This is a genomic window from Allohoeflea poritis, from assembly GCF_027889715.1.
In the GTDB taxonomy this organism is placed as follows: domain Bacteria; phylum Pseudomonadota; class Alphaproteobacteria; order Rhizobiales; family Rhizobiaceae; genus Hoeflea_A; species Hoeflea_A poritis.
Genome location: NZ_JAPJZH010000020.1, coordinates 1 through 16,548 on the forward strand (window position 1 = coordinate 1; position 16,548 = coordinate 16,548).

17 protein-coding genes are annotated in these 16,548 nt (G+C 59.7%); 6 read left to right on the plus strand and 11 right to left on the minus strand.

The annotated features are described in order from the left end of the window. Nucleotides 1-237: 237 nt before the first annotated feature. Nucleotides 238-843, plus strand: coding sequence for a transglutaminase-like cysteine peptidase (locus OOZ53_RS22715; protein WP_271092048.1), 606 nt, complete (start codon nucleotides 238-240; stop codon nucleotides 841-843). A 146-nt stretch (nucleotides 844-989) separates the two neighbouring features. On the opposite strand, the gene OOZ53_RS22720 is transcribed toward OOZ53_RS22715, so the two are convergent. Further along, nucleotides 990-1,520, minus strand: coding sequence for a gamma carbonic anhydrase family protein (locus tag OOZ53_RS22720; RefSeq protein WP_271092049.1), 531 nt, complete (start codon nucleotides 1,518-1,520; stop codon nucleotides 990-992). 152 nt (nucleotides 1,521-1,672) lie between these two features. On the opposite strand from OOZ53_RS22720, the gene OOZ53_RS22725 reads away from it, so the two are divergent. Further along, nucleotides 1,673-2,425, plus strand: coding sequence for a hypothetical protein (locus OOZ53_RS22725; protein WP_271092050.1), 753 nt, complete (start codon nucleotides 1,673-1,675; stop codon nucleotides 2,423-2,425). 59 nt (nucleotides 2,426-2,484) lie between these two features. On the opposite strand, the gene OOZ53_RS22730 is transcribed toward OOZ53_RS22725, so the two are convergent. Together OOZ53_RS22730 and cysE are read right to left on the minus strand one after the other, a co-directional pair. Next, a complete protein-coding gene (locus OOZ53_RS22730) occupies nucleotides 2,485-2,697 on the minus strand; it encodes a DUF3126 family protein (RefSeq protein ID WP_271092051.1) in 213 nt (70 codons plus the stop codon). A 116-nt stretch (nucleotides 2,698-2,813) separates the two neighbouring features. Beyond that, complete coding sequence (gene cysE / locus OOZ53_RS22735) at nucleotides 2,814-3,632, minus strand: serine O-acetyltransferase (protein WP_271092052.1); 819 nt, start codon at nucleotides 3,630-3,632, stop codon at nucleotides 2,814-2,816. Between the two features lie 153 nt (nucleotides 3,633-3,785). On the opposite strand from cysE, the gene OOZ53_RS22740 reads away from it, so the two are divergent. Then, nucleotides 3,786-4,589: an enoyl-CoA hydratase-related protein gene (locus tag OOZ53_RS22740; protein ID WP_271092053.1), complete on the plus strand. Its 804-nt coding sequence runs from the start codon at nucleotides 3,786-3,788 to the stop codon at nucleotides 4,587-4,589. A 9-nt stretch (nucleotides 4,590-4,598) separates the two neighbouring features. Here the strand turns inward: OOZ53_RS22740 and OOZ53_RS22745 are convergent, their stop codons facing one another. Both OOZ53_RS22745 and OOZ53_RS22750 read right to left on the minus strand, forming a co-directional pair. Further along, the gene (locus OOZ53_RS22745; protein WP_271092054.1) at nucleotides 4,599-5,507 is read right to left on the minus strand and encodes an alpha/beta fold hydrolase; all 909 of its coding nucleotides are present in this window, start codon (nucleotides 5,505-5,507) and stop codon (nucleotides 4,599-4,601) included. Next, nucleotides 5,504-6,286, minus strand: a complete 783-nt coding sequence (locus OOZ53_RS22750; protein ID WP_271092055.1) for an alpha/beta fold hydrolase — start codon at nucleotides 6,284-6,286, stop codon at nucleotides 5,504-5,506. Before OOZ53_RS22750 ends, OOZ53_RS22745 begins: the two co-directional genes overlap by 4 nt. A gap of 271 nt (nucleotides 6,287-6,557) precedes the next feature. On the opposite strand from OOZ53_RS22750, the gene OOZ53_RS22755 reads away from it, so the two are divergent. Both OOZ53_RS22755 and OOZ53_RS22760 read left to right on the plus strand, forming a co-directional pair. Then, the gene (locus OOZ53_RS22755) at nucleotides 6,558-6,803 is read left to right on the plus strand and encodes a zinc-finger domain-containing protein (protein WP_271092056.1); all 246 of its coding nucleotides are present in this window, start codon (nucleotides 6,558-6,560) and stop codon (nucleotides 6,801-6,803) included. 129 nt (nucleotides 6,804-6,932) lie between these two features. After that, a complete protein-coding gene (locus OOZ53_RS22760; protein WP_271092057.1) occupies nucleotides 6,933-8,114 on the plus strand; it encodes an FAD-dependent monooxygenase in 1,182 nt (393 codons plus the stop codon). 27 nt (nucleotides 8,115-8,141) lie between these two features. On the opposite strand, the gene OOZ53_RS22765 is transcribed toward OOZ53_RS22760, so the two are convergent. From OOZ53_RS22765 to OOZ53_RS22780, 4 genes are all read right to left on the minus strand, one after another. Beyond that, nucleotides 8,142-8,939 carry an amino acid ABC transporter ATP-binding protein gene (locus tag OOZ53_RS22765; RefSeq protein WP_271092058.1) on the minus strand — a complete coding sequence of 266 codons (798 nt, stop codon included), beginning with the start codon at nucleotides 8,937-8,939 and terminating at the stop codon, nucleotides 8,142-8,144. A gap of 15 nt (nucleotides 8,940-8,954) precedes the next feature. Beyond that, on the minus strand, nucleotides 8,955-10,334 hold the full coding sequence (locus OOZ53_RS22770) for an amino acid ABC transporter permease (RefSeq protein ID WP_271092059.1): 1,380 nt from the start codon (nucleotides 10,332-10,334) through the stop codon (nucleotides 8,955-8,957). Nucleotides 10,335-10,338: 4 nt separating this feature from the next. Further along, on the minus strand, nucleotides 10,339-11,535 hold the full coding sequence (locus OOZ53_RS22775; protein WP_271092060.1) for an amino acid ABC transporter permease: 1,197 nt from the start codon (nucleotides 11,533-11,535) through the stop codon (nucleotides 10,339-10,341). Nucleotides 11,536-11,680: 145 nt separating this feature from the next. Beyond that, nucleotides 11,681-12,700: an amino acid ABC transporter substrate-binding protein gene (locus OOZ53_RS22780; RefSeq protein WP_271092061.1), complete on the minus strand. Its 1,020-nt coding sequence runs from the start codon at nucleotides 12,698-12,700 to the stop codon at nucleotides 11,681-11,683. 313 nt (nucleotides 12,701-13,013) lie between these two features. Between OOZ53_RS22780 and OOZ53_RS22785 the strand changes: the two genes are divergently transcribed. Next, nucleotides 13,014-14,213 carry a cystathionine beta-lyase gene (locus OOZ53_RS22785; RefSeq protein ID WP_271092062.1) on the plus strand — a complete coding sequence of 400 codons (1,200 nt, stop codon included), beginning with the start codon at nucleotides 13,014-13,016 and terminating at the stop codon, nucleotides 14,211-14,213. On the opposite strand, the gene OOZ53_RS22790 is transcribed toward OOZ53_RS22785, so the two are convergent. Together OOZ53_RS22790 and OOZ53_RS22795 are read right to left on the minus strand one after the other, a co-directional pair. Then, nucleotides 14,210-15,859: a molybdopterin-binding/glycosyltransferase family 2 protein gene (locus OOZ53_RS22790; RefSeq protein ID WP_271092063.1), complete on the minus strand. Its 1,650-nt coding sequence runs from the start codon at nucleotides 15,857-15,859 to the stop codon at nucleotides 14,210-14,212. The two genes, OOZ53_RS22785 and OOZ53_RS22790, sit on opposite strands and share 4 nt — an antisense overlap. Next, entirely contained in the window at nucleotides 15,856-16,548 is a 693-nt protein-coding gene (locus OOZ53_RS22795) for an XdhC family protein (protein WP_271092064.1), read from the minus strand. The genes OOZ53_RS22790 and OOZ53_RS22795 overlap by 4 nt, the downstream gene beginning before the upstream one ends.

Here is a 16,548-nt window from a genome sequence, read left to right on the forward strand (position 1 = left end):
AGCCTACGGCTGAAAACAGTGACGTTTTCAATCGGTCGCCGGGGCATCTCTTCGCACATGGAAATTCGCTAAAATTTGAATCAATTTTTATACTTGTTTTATTCAATATCTATATTTATTTTACGATAAATAAAACCAAATATAACGACAATTAGTGCTTATTTATACTGTTATTATTTGCTTGATATAAAAACATAAATGGCATGATCGCTCCCACATTGACGGGGAGAGGATCAAATGAAAACCGCAACGCTTGTAAAGGCTGCTCTTGTTGGCGCGCTTTACATGTTGCCTGCAGCGGCGCAGGCCAACCCGCAGAGCATGAAGACGGCCGGCCTCACCAGCCAGCCGATCGGCCATTACAATTTCTGTCAGTCGAACCCCGCCGAGTGCAGTCAGCGTTCGGGACGCACACGGCCCATGGAACTGACCAGGAAAGCCTGGCGGCAGATTCTGGAGATCAATCACGCGGTCAACAGTCAGATCGAACCGCGTACGGATATGGAGATCTTCGGCGTCGAGGAACACTGGACCTATCCGCAGTCGGTCGGCGATTGCGAGGATTATGTGCTTCTCAAACGCAGCATGTTGATGCGGGCCGGCTTCAAACCGGCCGACCTCCTGATCACGGTCGTGCGGCAGCCCGACGGCTCCGGCCATGCGGTGCTGACGGTCAGAACCAATCTCGGCGACTACATTCTCGACAACATGCGCGACAAGGTGCTGCTGTGGTCGGATACCGAATACACATTCCTGAAGCGCCAGTCTTCGCGTCATTCCGGACGCTGGACCAAGCTGAAACACAGCCGTCCGACCACGGTCGGCAGTATTCAAAGGAACTGAACACGATCTGTCCGGTTGCCATCGCAACCACGAAATCAATGCGGGGCACGCATAGAGTTAGGCCACGGTCAGTCCCCACCCTTCCCGTCTCAGACCTTGGCCTGGGGAGCCGGCGTCAGCCGGCTCCCTTCCCTTTTCACAAGCATCTATCCATCGATCCGTTCCAGGTCGCGCGCAAAGCGCCGCGCATTCTCGACATAATGTCTCGCTGACCACCGCAGCATCTCGACAGCCTTTTCATCAAGTTCCCGCACCGGTTTCGCCGGCGAGCCAATGACGAGGCTGTTGTCGGGAATCTCCTTGCCTTCGGTGACAAGCGCTCCGGCCCCGATCAGGCAGTTGCTTCCGATCCTGGCACCGTTGAGCACCGTCGCGCCCATGCCGACGAGACTGTTGTTGCCGATGGTACAGCCGTGAAGCATGGCCTTGTGCCCGATCGTGCAGCCCTCGCCGATGGTCAGCGGGAATCCCATATCCGTGTGAAGGACACTGTTTTCCTGGATATTGCTGCCCGCTCCCACGCTGATCGGTTCGGTATCGCCCCGAAGCACGCATCCGAACCAGACACCCACATCCTCGCCAAGAATGACCTTTCCGATCAGGACTGCGGTATCGGCGATCCAGTGAAAACCGTCCGGGACCATTGGCGTGTCAGCTCCGAGCCTGTAAAGCGGCATTGTTTCCTCCGATAGGTGGCCTTATGTGCGACAAAGACAGCAATTGGCTGTTGATGGCTGCTGCCGGTTTACTGCCCCTTAACCATAATCCTGAATGATCGCCAACAGGTGCAATAAACTGCAATCCGCTCACGGCGGCCGGACCTCTATTCATGAACCAAGCAGCCCCGTCAACGTCAATCGACGATCCGAAGCCGCTCATTTCTCCGCGTCTGATACGCAAGATCATGATTTTCGTTGCCATTGCCGGGCTGGCGACGCTGGCATTGAGCATCGCCGGGCGCTGGGTCGGCGAACGCATTGTCATGGGCGGCCACAGCACCGACGATACGCCCGTGCTCTTGAACGTCGGCGAAAATGCACTTGCCCTGCCCGCCAATATGCTCCGCTTCGAAAATCAGCGCAAAAACGGCCGGTACGAGCGTATCGACGCCTATTTCACCTGGCCGGGCATGGAGGGATATTCCCGAACCAACCACCGCAGTTTCAATCAGATCGAAAATGCAGATCAACTGGTCTTTCTGACCCTGTCGGGGCAGACGATGCCGCTCGACATGTCGGCGCGTCTTCAGCCGGTGTACGGACGGCTCACGAAAAAACGTGCGCCGATGGCCGAGACCGGCCTTACGGTCTTGGAGTTCGACGCCGATTCCCGCTACGCCGGTGAACTTCTTTTTGTTGGCGAGCGCGCCGACCAGTTGCCCTTTGTCGTGCGCTGTCTGAAAGGCGATAATCTGCCCGCGGGTTCCCGTTCGTGCATGCGCGATGTCAACATTGCGCCCGGCCTTACCATGACCTACCGCTTCTCGCGCGACCTGCTTCCCGAATGGAGAAAACTTGACCGGGCCATCAATGGATTTGTCGGTCAGGCGCTGAAGGTGGGCGTAAAGCCGGTCTCATCATGAAAAAAGCCGCGTCGGCGCGGCTTTCGGATTGCATGGCTCGAAAAACCGGGGTGAACGGTTCAGTGGTCGTCGAGATCGATGTCCAGGATTGCCATCGAGAAATTGAACGACAGATCGCCATCCTCGTCGTCCCTGAAAAGAACTCCGAGAAACTCATCGCCAATATAGACCTCGGCAGAGTCGTCCTTGCGCGGCCGTGCGCGCACCGCCATGTTGGGATTGAACGTCCGTTTGAAATAGGAATCCAGCTTCCGCAGTTCTTCGGGCTTCAAGGCACTCTCCGTATGATTGTTTCTCGGCCGGCTTTCTGCATGGCAATCAGCCGGCTGTAAAGCCCCGCGGCGTCAATCCACCGAAATGACGCCGCGCAGAGGAACGCTGAAACCGCTCAGTCGTCGCCGAGAATCTGGTCCATCGAGCGGGCCGGTTCCTTGCACCCCGCCTTGCCGACGACCCGGGCAGGCACGCCGGCGACGGTGGTCGATTCTGGCACCGGTTTCAGCACCACCGATCCGGACGCGATACGCGAGCAGCAGCCGATTTCCACATTGCCGAGGATTTTCGCGCCGGCGCCGATCAGCACGCCGTGGCGGACCTTGGGATGCCGGTCGCCGGACTCCTTGCCGGTTCCGCCGAGCGTAACGCCCTGGAGGATCGATACATCGTCCTCGATAACAGCGGTTCCACCCACGACCAGACCGGTCGCATGATCGAGGAAAATGCCCTTGCCCATGCGTACGCCCGGATGGATATCCGTCTGGAAAACCTCAGACGAGCGGCTCTGCAGGTAAAGCGCATAATCTCGACGCCCCTGCTCCCACAGCCAGTGGGCAAGCCGGTGCGCCTGGATGGCATGGAAGCCCTTGAAATACAGCACCGGCTCGATGAACCGGTCGCAGGCCGGGTCACGGTCATAGACGGCCTGCACGTCGACCCGGAGCACGGAACTCCAATCGGGCCAATCCTCAAGCATCTCCTCAAAGGTCTGCCGCAGGAGATTGGTCGGCATATCCGGATGATCGAGGCGTTCGCACACACGATGGATAACCGCATCTTCCAGCGTGCGAAAATTCAGGATTGTCGAATAATGGTAAGTAGCCAGAACGGGATCGTTCTCGGCCGCCTGCAGCGCTTCGGTACGGATGGCATCCCAGATGGGGTCCATCGTTTTGACCTGCTCGGCCGTCAGGGCCTTGCCAGCAACCATGTTTTCATCCTCCGACGATGCCCCATCGGGCTCGATTGATGCCGGGCCAACCAGGCCCTGGTCAAATCTGTTGCGTACGATCTCTATCGCACCGGGAACAACATCCGGTAAAGATAGGCTAGATCGATTCAAATTCAAACGGATATCTTCCTGATGAAATCACGGCATAGTTTCGCGGACGAAACGCTCATGGCGTCAACCGACGATCACACGGGTTTCCTGAGCTTCAATCGTCCGCAACGCAAGAACGCCATCAATTTCGAGATGTGGCACGCGATTCCCAAGGCGCTGGAATGGCTGTGCGCTCAGGGTGATATACGTTGCATTGTCATGCATGGCGAAGGCGGCACGGATTTCTCGGCCGGCGCCGACATTTCGGAATTCGACCGGGTCAGGCAGGACACGGACACCGCCCGGGACTATGAACTGTCGAACGCAACCGCATTTCACGCCGTTCGCGCGTGCCCGATTCCCGTGGTGGCCATGATCAGCGGTGTCTGTTTCGGGGGAGCGTTCGGGCTTGCCACCGCTGCTGACCTGCGCGTCGCCAGCAACGACTCCATCTTTTCGATTCCTGCCGGACGCCTTGGCCTTGCCTATCCGGTCGATGCCATGGGCGATATTGTCGATGCGCTGGGGCCGCAGATGGCTCGTTCCATGCTCTATACCGGCCGGCGCATCACGGCGCGCGAGGCCCAGTCCGCCGGACTGCTTCTGACCGTGTGCGGCCTTGCCGATCTGCGTGAAACCGCATTGGAACTGGCTGAGCGGATATGCACGAACGCGCCGCTCTCCAACCGGGCATCGAAGGCTTCGATCCGCGCCGCCTTGTCCGGCCAGGAACAGGACAGGCTGCTTGCCGAGAAAATCGCAGCATCGACATTCACCAGCGCGGATTACGCGGAGGGCCGGCGCGCCTTTCGCGAAAAACGGCGGCCCGTGTTCTCGGGAAAGTGACGGCTTTTCTTAACCGGCGCCTAGGCCGTCAAGGAACTCCATGATCGCCTGCAGGAAGATGTCGTTGCGGTCTCCGGCAACCATGTGGCCGGCGCCCGAAACATCCGTCAACCTTGCGTGTGGAACCAGCTCCAGAAATTCCTCGGCATGTTCTTCCGATACCAGTTCCGACTGCCGCCCGCGAACCAGCAGCGTCGGAATGGTCAATGCCCGTGTGGCCGCGAACCGGTACTCATCGCTTCTCAGCTTGCCCGAATTGACCGGATGCGGCCCGCTGATGAAGGCCGGATCCCAGTGCCAGCGGTAGCGTCCGTCCTCGCCCAACCGCAGGTTTTTCGACAATCCATCCAGCGATTTCGGCCGGCCACGGTTGGGAAGGTATGCCGCAATCGTATCGGCCGCCTCCTGGAGCGAACCGAAGCCATCCTGCATGCGGTCGGACATGAAGCCCAGAATGCGGTCGACCCCGTCGCGTCGCATGCGCGGCGTGACATCGACCAGAATGAGCGCCGACAGGAGCGATTGCCCCGCTTCATATTGCGCGACCAGCGAAGAGATGCCGCCGAGCGACGCGCCAACGGAAACCGGGCGTTGGCCGCCGAATGTCTCCTGAACCTTCCGGGCCACGGCATCGATGTCGGCCGCATAGTCGTCGAACGCATAGCGCTGGTCGGCAACCCACTCGCTGTCCCCGTGACCGCGAAGATCGACCGCAATTGCCGTATATCCCGCGGCCTGCACGGCCCGGGCGGCATTGTCCCAGGCGTGGCGCGTCTGGCCGCCGCCATGAAAGAAGAGCACAGGTTTCGCGCCGCCGCGATAGATACTCGCATTCAGCCGGTTGCCGTGAGCACCGGAAAATTCGTGCGGCACAACGCTATCCGATGAAACCCGCATCTCGTCCATGTCGGTCGTCAATTCTCGTGCTCCTCGTAAAAACCGATGACGGCTGCCTTGTAGGTCTTGTCACCGACCGCAAGCATGTGATCCCTTCCGGCAATGTCGAAGGCGCGCCCGTCCGGAAGCAGCCGCGCCAGTTTGTCGGCCGAACCGGCAATGGCATCACTGCTGCCGACAGCAACCAGCGCCGGCATTGCAAGTGCGGCCAACTGCTCGGCAGTGACCAGGGTCCGCGATGCCTCGATACAGGCGGCCAATGCGGCCCGGTCGGATTTCGTCTGCTCGGCGAAAGCCCGGAAGGCTCTCCCCGTCTCGTCACTGACGTCATCGATCGATGGCGCGCGCAGCGCTTCGGCAATCGGCCCCCAGTCCCCAACGCCCTCTGTCATTCCGGAACCGAGGCCGCCAAAGACGAGCGTACTGACAAGCTCCGGCGCCTCCAGAGCCAGGAAGGCGCTCAGGCGCGCGCCCATCGAATAGCCCATGACATGCGCACGTTGGATGGCAAGGTGCTCAAGCAACGCCAGTGAATCGGATGCCATCAGCTCAGGCGTATAGTACCTGGGATCATGGAACTTCTCGCTGCCGCCATGGCCCCGATTGTCGAGCGCGATCACGCGATATCCCGCTTTGCTCAACGTACTCACCCAGCCGGTGAAAACCCAGTTTACATGCGCCGTGGACGCAAAACCGTGGATGAGGAGCACCGGATACCCGTCGTGCGGCCCGGCATCGAGATATGCGATGCGCGCACCCTTATTGCTGAAATCGCTCATTGGCAGGCGATCGATGTCCATATCTGCGGCTCCGGCGATGTGTCGATTCAGTGCATTAGGACAATCTTGAACATTTCTCAACATCCGGCGGAATCATTTACCGCATGAGTGCAGGTGCCTCCCCTCCGTTCGATGCTTCCCTCATGCGGTTTTATTGTCGGTTTGATAAGCAAGTACGAACTTATTAAGGTCTTCTTCAGGGAAATCTTGCGCTTGCGTACTTATTCTCTCGACACGAATGACAACCATGCGTATATGTTCCGCGTGGACTATGAGAACTTGGAGCTTTGAGATGGCCGGGCACCCCATCCCGCATTTCCAGAATGATGCCGGGCACCCCGTAATCGAGGTTGGTGTTAAGAGGTTTATGTGTGTCGGGGCTCGCGCGCCGTTCGATCATCCTCACGAATTTCTCGATATGGGCGATGATCAGGAAATAATTTGCCCCTATTGTTCAACGCTTTATCGTTACAATAGCGCACTGGACGCCCATCAGACCCAGCCGGAAGGATGCAATTTCGAGGTCGAGGTCGACTGAAGACGAAATTGACATCCGCCCCCGCGACGCTGGTGTCTTCCCTCCGCATTTGCTACGCTATGCACGCTTGATCGCGCCGAGTATGAGAGGCCACGGCGCATCTCGGACCAATGGGCGCACATAAATAATATGCAACCCAGAATTGCTATCGTCGGTGCCGGCATAGCCGGCCTTTGCGCAGCGCTTGCATTTGCACAGCGCGGCTGCCGTGTTGATGTTGCCGAATTCAGCAATTCCCTCGATGAGGTCGGCGCCGGCATGCAGCTTTCTCCCAATGTCACCCGGCTGCTTGGATCATTGGGAACCGGACGTGAGCTGTCCCGTGTCATGGTCGAGCCGTCGAACCTGTCATTGCTGTCAGGCCTCGACCTTCGCGCACTCAATGCAATTCCCGTCGAACGGATTGCCGCGGCCCGCTGGAACGGACCCTATGGCGTTGTGCACCGGGCCGATCTGCAAGGCCTGCTGGCAGATGCCGCAAAGATGCAGCCGGCGATCCGCCTGTTTCTCGGCAAGAGAATCACGGCCGAAACAGAAGACATGCTTGTCGACCAGTTGACGGAATTGACCGGTGATCCGCCGGATATGGTCATCGGCGCCGATGGTGTGTGGTCCACGATCCGCAAATTCGCACCGGGCGCCAGTCCGGCGACCTTTTCCGGGACAATCGCCTGGCGCGGGCTGCTGGAGCCCGACATATTTGCCGATATCGCCGATCAGGACAATGTCAACGCCTTTCTGGCGCCGCACACCCATCTGGTTACCTATCCGCTCGGCCACCGCGGTCACATCAACGCGGTCGCGGTGACACCCGGCAAGATCAAGGACCGCGACTGGGACAATGTCGGTGATACATCGGTCCTGCTCGACCATTTCAACGGGTGGAGCGATGCCTTGCGAAACGCACTCGCAAGCACATCCTGGCGCTACTGGCCTCTTTTCGAGGTGCGACACACGTGTTTCGTCGCTGGCCGCAGAACGGTGCTGATCGGGGACGCCGCGCATGCAATGACGCCGCACGCCGCCCAGGGCGCGGCCATGGCAATCGAGGATGCCTGCGCGCTGGCCGCCTGCTACGAGGCAGTCGGGGGAAACGCCCGCGATACAATAAGCCGGTTTGACGCGCTCAGGACGCCGCGCGTTGCGAGGGTTCGAAAACGCAGCGATTTCAATAAGTTCGCCTATCATGCAGGCGGTTTTGTCCGCCTTGCGCGAAACGCTGTCCTGGCCGTGCGGTCCGGTGAAAGCCTGGCATCGGATCTCGACTGGCTTTACGGATACGACGCCACCGACCTTTCCCATCCGACCTGAACGAAAAAGGCCGGCAATCCGCGTCTGCTAATGTAGGATCTGGCTCAGGAACAGCTTCGTGCGCTCATGCTGCGGATTGTCGAAGAATTCGCCCGGCTCGTTCTGCTCGACGATCTGCCCCTGGTCCATGAAGATGACCCGGTTGGCCACCTGGCGCGCGAAGCCCATCTCGTGGGTGACGCACAGCATCGTCATGCCTTCCTCGGCGAGACCGACCATGGTGTCGAGCACTTCCTTGATCATTTCCGGATCGAGCGCCGATGTCGGCTCATCGAACAGCATGATGCGCGGGTTCATGCACAGCGAACGCGCGATCGCCACACGCTGCTGCTGTCCGCCCGAGAGCTGTCCCGGAAACTTGTGCGCCTGTTCCGGGATCTTGACGCGCTCAAGAAAGTGCATCGCGATGTCCTCGGCTTCCTTCTTCGGCATCTTGCGCACCCAGATCGGCGCCAGCGTGCAGTTCTCGATAATCGTCAGATGCGGGAACAGGTTGAAGTGCTGGAACACCATGCCGACCTCGCGGCGCACTTCGTCGATCTTCTTCAGATCGTTGGTGAGCTCGATGCCGTCGACGACGATCGTTCCCTTCTGGTGCTCTTCGAGGCGGTTGATGCAACGGATCATCGTCGACTTGCCGGAACCCGACGGGCCGGCAATGACGATGCGCTCGCCACGCATGACCTTGAGATTGATGTCCCGCAAGACGTGGAAATCGCCGTACCACTTGTTCATGTCGGTGATTTCGACCGCGACATCCGTCTCGGAGACGGTCATCTTCGAGCGATCCACCTCGCCGACCTCGTGTACAGACTCTTCAGACATGGCTCTTCCCCTAACTTATGATTTGTGACCGGTATCGAGCCGGCGTTCCATATATGCTGAATAACGCGACATGCCGAAGCAGAAGACGAAATAGACGAATGCCGCAAACATGTAGCCGGAAACCAGTTGCACCGGCGATGCCCAGGTCGGATCGGTGAAGCTCGACTGGATCTGCCCAAGGAAATCGAACAGACCGATGATCAGCACCAGCGTCGTGTCCTTGAACAGGCCGATGAACGTGTTGACGATTCCCGGGATAACAAGGGTCAGCGCCTGCGGCAGGATGATCATGCGCATCATCTGCCCGAAGCCCAGGCCAAGCGCCATGGCGCCCTCATACTGCCCTTTGGGAATAGCCTGCAGACCGCCGCGAACGACTTCAGCCATATAGGCGGCCGAGAACATCGCCACACCGATCAGCGCGCGCAGGAGCTTGTCGAAATGCACACCTTCCGGAAGGAAGAGCGGCAACATCACCGATGACATGAAGAGCACAGTGATCAGCGGCACACCGCGCCAGAACTCGATAAAGATTACCGAGAACAGCTTGACGATCGGCATGTTCGAACGGCGCCCGAGGGCAAGCGCAATTCCAATCGGCAGCGAAACGGCGATACCCGTAATCGCAATCACCAGTGTCACCAGGAGCCCGCCCCAGCGGTCCGTTTCAACCGGTTCCAGTCCGAACGGAACGGCGAACAGGGCTAGGACAACCGCCAGGCCGCCCATGATCCAAAGCACCATCTTGACCATCGGTTCCGGATCGGAGTCCGTTCCCCGCGATACACCGTAGCCGATGGCAAGAACGACGGCCGTGATGATCGCATAATCGACCCAGAAACGGGTGGCCGATGGTTCCATGACAAAGCCCGGCAGCAGGAACCCGGTGTAGTGCAGGTTTCCGCCGGTGAGCAGGATGAAGGATGCCACCGGGAAAACGATGCTCATGAAGATGATGTTTGCCTGCTTGAACGGAACGGACGGAATGAGAAGCGGAGCCAATCCACCGAAGAACATGATGAACACTATGTTCACACGCCACTGCTCATCATCCGGATAGCGCCCATAGATGAACTGGTTGAAATAGGCGTCCACATAGGCCCAGCAACCGCCGAACCAGTCGGGCGCGCGCACGCCTCCCTGCGCCTCCGTGGTGCAGGCCGTCCGGTCCGTTCCGCTCCATATCGCATCGAAGAACGCGAAATTGAGAAGCGGAGGGATCATCAGGTACAGGCCGTACAAGATGATCAGCGTTATGACGGAATCGACCCAGTTCGAAAACAGGTTACCGCGCAGCCACGCAACGATACCGACGGCCCTCGCCGGGGCAGCCGATTGCTCAATCATTTCATTGCGGACAAAGGCGGCAGAGGGATTGTTCGATGTATCAGACATGATCCTACCTCTCCACCAGTGCCATCTTGGCGTTGTACCAGTTCATGAACGCCGCCGTCAGAAGCGACAATGCAAGATAGGTCAGCATGGTCACGCCCAGAATCTCGACTGCCTGCCCCGTCTGGTTGAGCGCCGTACCGGCAAACACCGAAACAAGGTCCGGATAAGCGATCGCCACCGCCAGGGAAGAGTTTTTCGTCAGGTTCAGATACTGACTGGTCAGAGGCGGTATGATTACCCGCATCGCCTGCGGAATAATCACGAGCCGGAGCGTCGGCCCGTGCCTGAGGCCCAGCGCGTGCGCCGCCTCGGTCTGCCCCTTGTTCACGGCCATGATGCCCGCGCGGACGATTTCCGCGATAAAGGCCGCGGTATAGGACGAAAGAGCCAGCAGCATCGCAATGAATTCGGGGATGATCGTCATGCCCCCGCTCGGCCGGAAACCGCCGGCGACGGGATAGTCGAACTCAAGCGGCGTTCCCGTTACCAGGAACACCAGAACCGGCATGCCGAGTATCAGGCCCACGCCCGTCCAGAATACCGGAAACTGCTGCCCGGTCTTGGCTTGCCGCTGACGCGACCATCGCGAAATGAAAATCGTCACGATTATGCCGATCACGAACGCGATTGCGGTGATGAAGAACAGCTCCTGCGGCAGCGGTTTCGGTGCAAACCAGCCGCGATTGTTCAACAGGCCAAGCCATCCGAGATCCCCGCTGTTGCGCGGGTGCGGCAGCAGTCGCAGCACACCGAAATACCATATGAAAATATGCAGGAGCAGCGGAATATTGCGGAAGATTTCAACATAGACCGTCGCCACACCGCGCACGATGAAATTGTGCGACAGCCGCGCGATGCCGATCAGGAAGCCCAGAACGGTGGCCAAAAGAATGCCGATGAAAGCGATCGAGACCGTGTTGAGCAGGCCGACCACATAGACCTTGCCGTAGCTCGATTCAGCTTGACTGTATTCCAGCAAGGACTGGCTGATCGCGAAACCGGCATTGCGTCCGATGAAGCCGAATCCGGAAGCGATATTTTGAGCGGCCAGGTTTGCAAACATGTTCTGAACGCCGACGACGACCAGATAGATAATGACCACCAGCAGCACGATCTGGTAGACCCAGCCGCGTATTTTCGGATCATTAAAGAGCGCAACCTTTGGCTGGCCGACGTCCTGTGAAACGTCCTGCAGAGCCATTTTGAATTCTCCTGCCCGTGTCGCGCGAGACCGACGGCGAGCGAGCTTTATGATTCCCCACGTCCGCCTTGCCGGCGGATCATTTCATTGTTTGAAAAAATCTGCCCGGCGGTTGGTATGACCGCCGGGCAGGAATGCCGTTCGCTTAGCGGATCGGCGGGCCGTACTGCAGGCCGCCCTGGTTCCACTGCGCATTCACGCCGCGCGAAATCGCCAGCGGCGTATCCGGGCCGACATTGCGGTCGAAGGTTTCGCCGTAATTGCCGACTGCCTTGATGATGTTGTAGGCCCAGTCATTGCCGAGACCGATCGCACCACCGAATTCACCCTCGGTGCCAAGCAGGCGCTTGACGGAGGGATTGTCGCTGCTCTTCATCTCGTCGACATTGGCTTGCGTCACACCGAGTTCCTCGGCGTTGAGCATGGCGAAATGCGTCCACTTGATGATGTTCAGCCACTGATCGTCGCCCTGACGGACCACCGGTCCAAGCGGCTCCTTGGAGATGATCTCCGGAAGAACGATATGCGCGCCCGGATCGGTGAGCTTCAGACGCTGTGCATAAAGGCCCGACTGGTCAGTCGTGTAGACGTCGCAGCGACCGGCGTCATAGGCGGCGACGACTTCGTCGGCCTTTTCGAATGCCACCAGCTCATATTCCATGTTGTTGGCACGGAAATAGTCGGCGACGTTCAATTCCGTCGTCGTGCCGGTGTTGGTGCAGATCGATGCGCCCGAAAGCTCAAGCGCCGAATTAACGCCGAGATCCTTGCGCACCATGAAGCCCTGACCGTCATAATAATTAACGACAGAGAAGTTCAGTCCCAGCGCGGTGTCGCGGCTCATTGTCCAAGTCGTGTTTCTGGACAGGACATCCACGTCACCGGACTGCAGCGCGGTAAAGCGTTCCTTGGCCGACAGAGGCGTGAATTTCACCTTTGAAGGATCTCCAAAGATCGCTGCTGCCACGGCGCGGCAGAAATCGACGTCGAGACCGGTCCAATTACCGTCCTGGTCCGGGTTGGAGAATCCGGGCAGACCCTGGCTAACGCCACACTGCACGGAGTCTTTCGACTTTACGTCATCCAGTGTCGCGGCTGATGCGGCTCCCGCAGCGAGGCTCAAAACCGCAGTGCCGGCGATCACCGACAGAATTCTTCTTTTCATTTTACACAAACCTTTTCTTTTGCCCTGTGTGTCGCTCCCAAAAAGCCCGGTAAGAATAAACCTACACAATACGGCGCCTTGCTACCCCAACCGCGCTTTTGACGACGCTATCACATTCCGAAATCGTCGCTGCGGTCAAGTGCCTATGTCCAGAATCCGACATTTCGTGCCCAATTTGGTTAAACCCGCCAACATGATGGCGAGGCAGAACAATTTGTCCGGATGTCAAACCTTGGTGACAATATTGCCCTTTGAAATGCCGCATCCGACGCGTTAAACGGACGTGGCGACGAGCGACAGGCAAAGGACCGATATGACCAGGAAGAAAAGTGATCGTGCAGGCTGGGGCATCAATACCAGGCTGACTCACTCGGGCAACGACCCGCACGACTATTACGGCTTCGTCAACCCGCCGGTTGTCCGAGCATCGACGGTCCTGTTTCCCGACGCCGAGACGATTGAAAATAACAATCAAAAGTACCGTTATGGGACTCATGGAACACCGACAACGGACGCCCTCGCCGACGCCGTCGACGAACTTGAGGGCTCGGCCGGAACAATCATCGTCCCGTCCGGCCTCATGGCGGTCACGGTTCCGCTTCTCGCCTTCCTCGAAGCCGGCGATCACATTTTGGTGGTCGATTCCGTCTATTTTCCCACGCGCCGGTTCTGCGACGGCATGCTGCGCAAGCTGGGCGTGGAGGTCACCTATTATGATCCTTTGATCGGTGCCGGCATCGACGCGCTGATGAAGCCGAACACGAAAGTGGTGTTCACCGAATCACCCGGATCGAACACCATGGAAATCCAGGACATTCCGGCCATAGCGGAGGTCGCGCACCGGCACGGCGCTGTGGTGATGATGGACAATACCTGGGCCACCCCGCTGTACTTCAAGCCGCTCGATTTCGGCGTCGATATCAGCATTCACGCCGCAACCAAATATCCGGCCGGGCATGCCGATGTTCTGCTTGGGCTGGTTTCGGCGAACGACAAGCATTGGAAGAAGCTGGAGGACGCCAAGACCAATCTTGGCGTTTGCGCGGGTCCCGACGACACATACTTGGTGCTGCGCGGTCTGCGCAGCATGGGCGTGCGTCTCGCGCACCACGAAAAGTCCGCTTTGGAGATCGCCCGACAGCTCGAGGGGAGCGAAGGCGTTTCGCAGGTGCTGCACCCCGCTTTGCCGAGTTCCCCGGGGCACGCGATCTGGAAGCGCGATTTCAAGGGCTCCAGTGGCCTGTTCTCGATCGTGCTCGACGGCGGGCCGTCCGGGGAAGTCCAGCGCAAGAAGGCGCACGCTTTCCTCGATGCGCTGCAGATATTCGGTCTCGGCTACTCGTGGGGCGGTTACGAAAGCCTCGCCGTCCAGGTTCGGCTGGAAGACCGAACGATTGCCAAGGGCCCGACGGCTGGCCCCCTCATCCGGCTGCAGATCGGCCTGGAAGATACCAGGGACCTGCTGGCCGATATCGAGCGCGGCCTTGAAGCGGCGAAACGTGTGGCCGGTTAGTTCTTCAAGACACCGCCCGCATCCAGCACGGCCTGCCGGGTGTCGACATCAACCAGCGCGGCGTCGCCGATATCCACATCGATGACCTCAAGCCCGGCGGAAGCGATAATCTGGCGCGCGCCGACGTCGCCCTCCAGGCGCGTGATGGCCTCGAATGTCTCACGCGGGAGAATCACCGGGTTTCCACGCACCTGACCGCTGGCCGCGCGCACCACGACGTTGCCGCCAGCCTGCCTGAAAGCGTCGATCAGCGCATCGAGATGCTGCGATGTGATCGCCGGCATGTCGGCTAGCATCACCAGCACGCCGGTTGCTTCCTGACCGACAGCCGAAACGCCCCGGCGCAGCGAGGAGGCCATGCCTTCGCCGTAGTCGGGATTGTCGATGATCGACAGATCAAGGCCGGCAAGCGCCTCGGCCATGTCAGCGCCGCGAAATCCGGTCACGACATGCACTGCGCTGGCCTTGCTTTTGATCGCGGTCTCGCAGGAGCGGCGTATGAGCGGAACGCCATCGAACTCGGCAAGCAGCTTGTGCGGCGGGGTCTGGGCCTGATCTGCTTCGGCGCCCGGCGCACCCATACGGCTCGCCTGGCCGGCGGCCAGAACGACAATTTCCAAGGGCAGCGCCTCCTCCAGCGTCGGCTTGGATGCAAGCCGTGGCTGCGGCCGGCTCGGAATTTCCTTGAGCAGTCCGCCGACGCCCAAGGCCATGATCTCGTCCGAACCGGGCCGCTCGCCGGCCAGGAGCCGCGCAAGGATCCAGTCGAAACCGTTCTCCTTGGGGCTGCGCGCGCATCCGGGCGCGCCGATCACCGGCACGTCCCCGATATGGGCGAGCACGAGCAGATTGCCCGGATCCACCGGCATGCCGACATGATCGACGACACCGCCCGCCAGCCGGATTCCCGCGGGAATGACATCGTCACCATCGACAATGGCCGACGCCCCGAATGCGATGATCATGTCCGACGCGTCTTTCAGCGTCGAAATCGCTTCACCGACCGCTTCCGGATTGTGAGGAACTCTGATCTCATCGACCAGAGCGCTGTCCGAGGCATTCAGCCGCTCCTGCAGCAGCCGCGCCGTCTTGTCCATCACCGATGTTTTCAACGACGGAAGCTCGGTGGCCAAAAGGCCCACACGCGCGCTTGAAAACGGCCGCACGGACATGGTCCCGGCCAATGCTATGGCGGACGATGCCTGCTCGAGGCTCGTGCCGTCCACTGCGAGCGGAATGATCTTTACGGTCGCCACCATGTCGCCGGCGGCGACTTGCTGATGATCGGCGATCGTTGCCAGCGTTATCGCCGGATCGATCCGGTTGAACCGGTCGACCCTGGACGCATCGGCAAGAAACAGCCCGTTGCATTCGGCAAACAGATTGACCCGGCCTGTCGCGGCGGCCCCTGCCCGCACATGATCGGCGTTGAGCGCCCCGGCAAGGCGCCCTGCCGCCTCGTCCTCGCCAATGTCGCCCGGCTCGAGTTGCGCCGCGATCACCTCTGTGACGCCGGCCGCGCGCAACGCGTCAAGATCCGCGGCGCCGAGCACGCGGCCTTTCTTCAGCCGCAAACCTCCGGCCGACAGCGAATGCGCCAGAATGGCGCCAAGAGCATCGTCCGTCCTGACCGTTCCGAACTTCAACTGGCCGCAACCTGTCGTTTGCGCAGGGCAGCGATCACCTCGGCCAGTATCGCGACGGCGATCTCCGCCGGGCTCGAAGCACCGATATCGAGACCGATCGGCGAAGCGATTCGATCGATCTGCGCCTCCTCCAGGCCAAGCGCCTTCAGCCGCTCCACCCGCTTCGCATGGGTCTTGCGGCTGCCCAACGCACCCACATAGAAACAGCCCGATTCAAGCGCGCTCTTGAGCGGGAAATCGTCAATCTTCGGATCGTGGGTGACCGCGGCAAGTGCCGTGTAGGCATCAAGCGGCGCGCGTTCCAAAGCCTCATCCGGCCACTCGGCCAGCAGTTCGACACTGCCGAACCGTTCCTCGGTGGCAAAAGCCGTGCGCGGATCGATGACCGTCATGTCGAAACCGGCAATGGCAGCCATGGGCGCCAGCGCCTGGGAAATATGCACAGCGCCGACGACGACGAGACGGGCCGGCGGCACGTGAACATTGAGAAAGAGACTGCGGCCATCCGCTTCAACAATCGTGGATTTGCCGCTCCTGAAAGCCCTCTCGGCCGCTTCTTCAAGCCCGCCACCGGCAGGCTCGCCTTCACGTAGGAGGCGACCGCCACCATTCTCAAGATCTGTGATCAGGATCGCGGCCCGCCGCGCCTGGCGCTCGACATTCAGCTGCTGCAGGAGATCTGTGTCCAC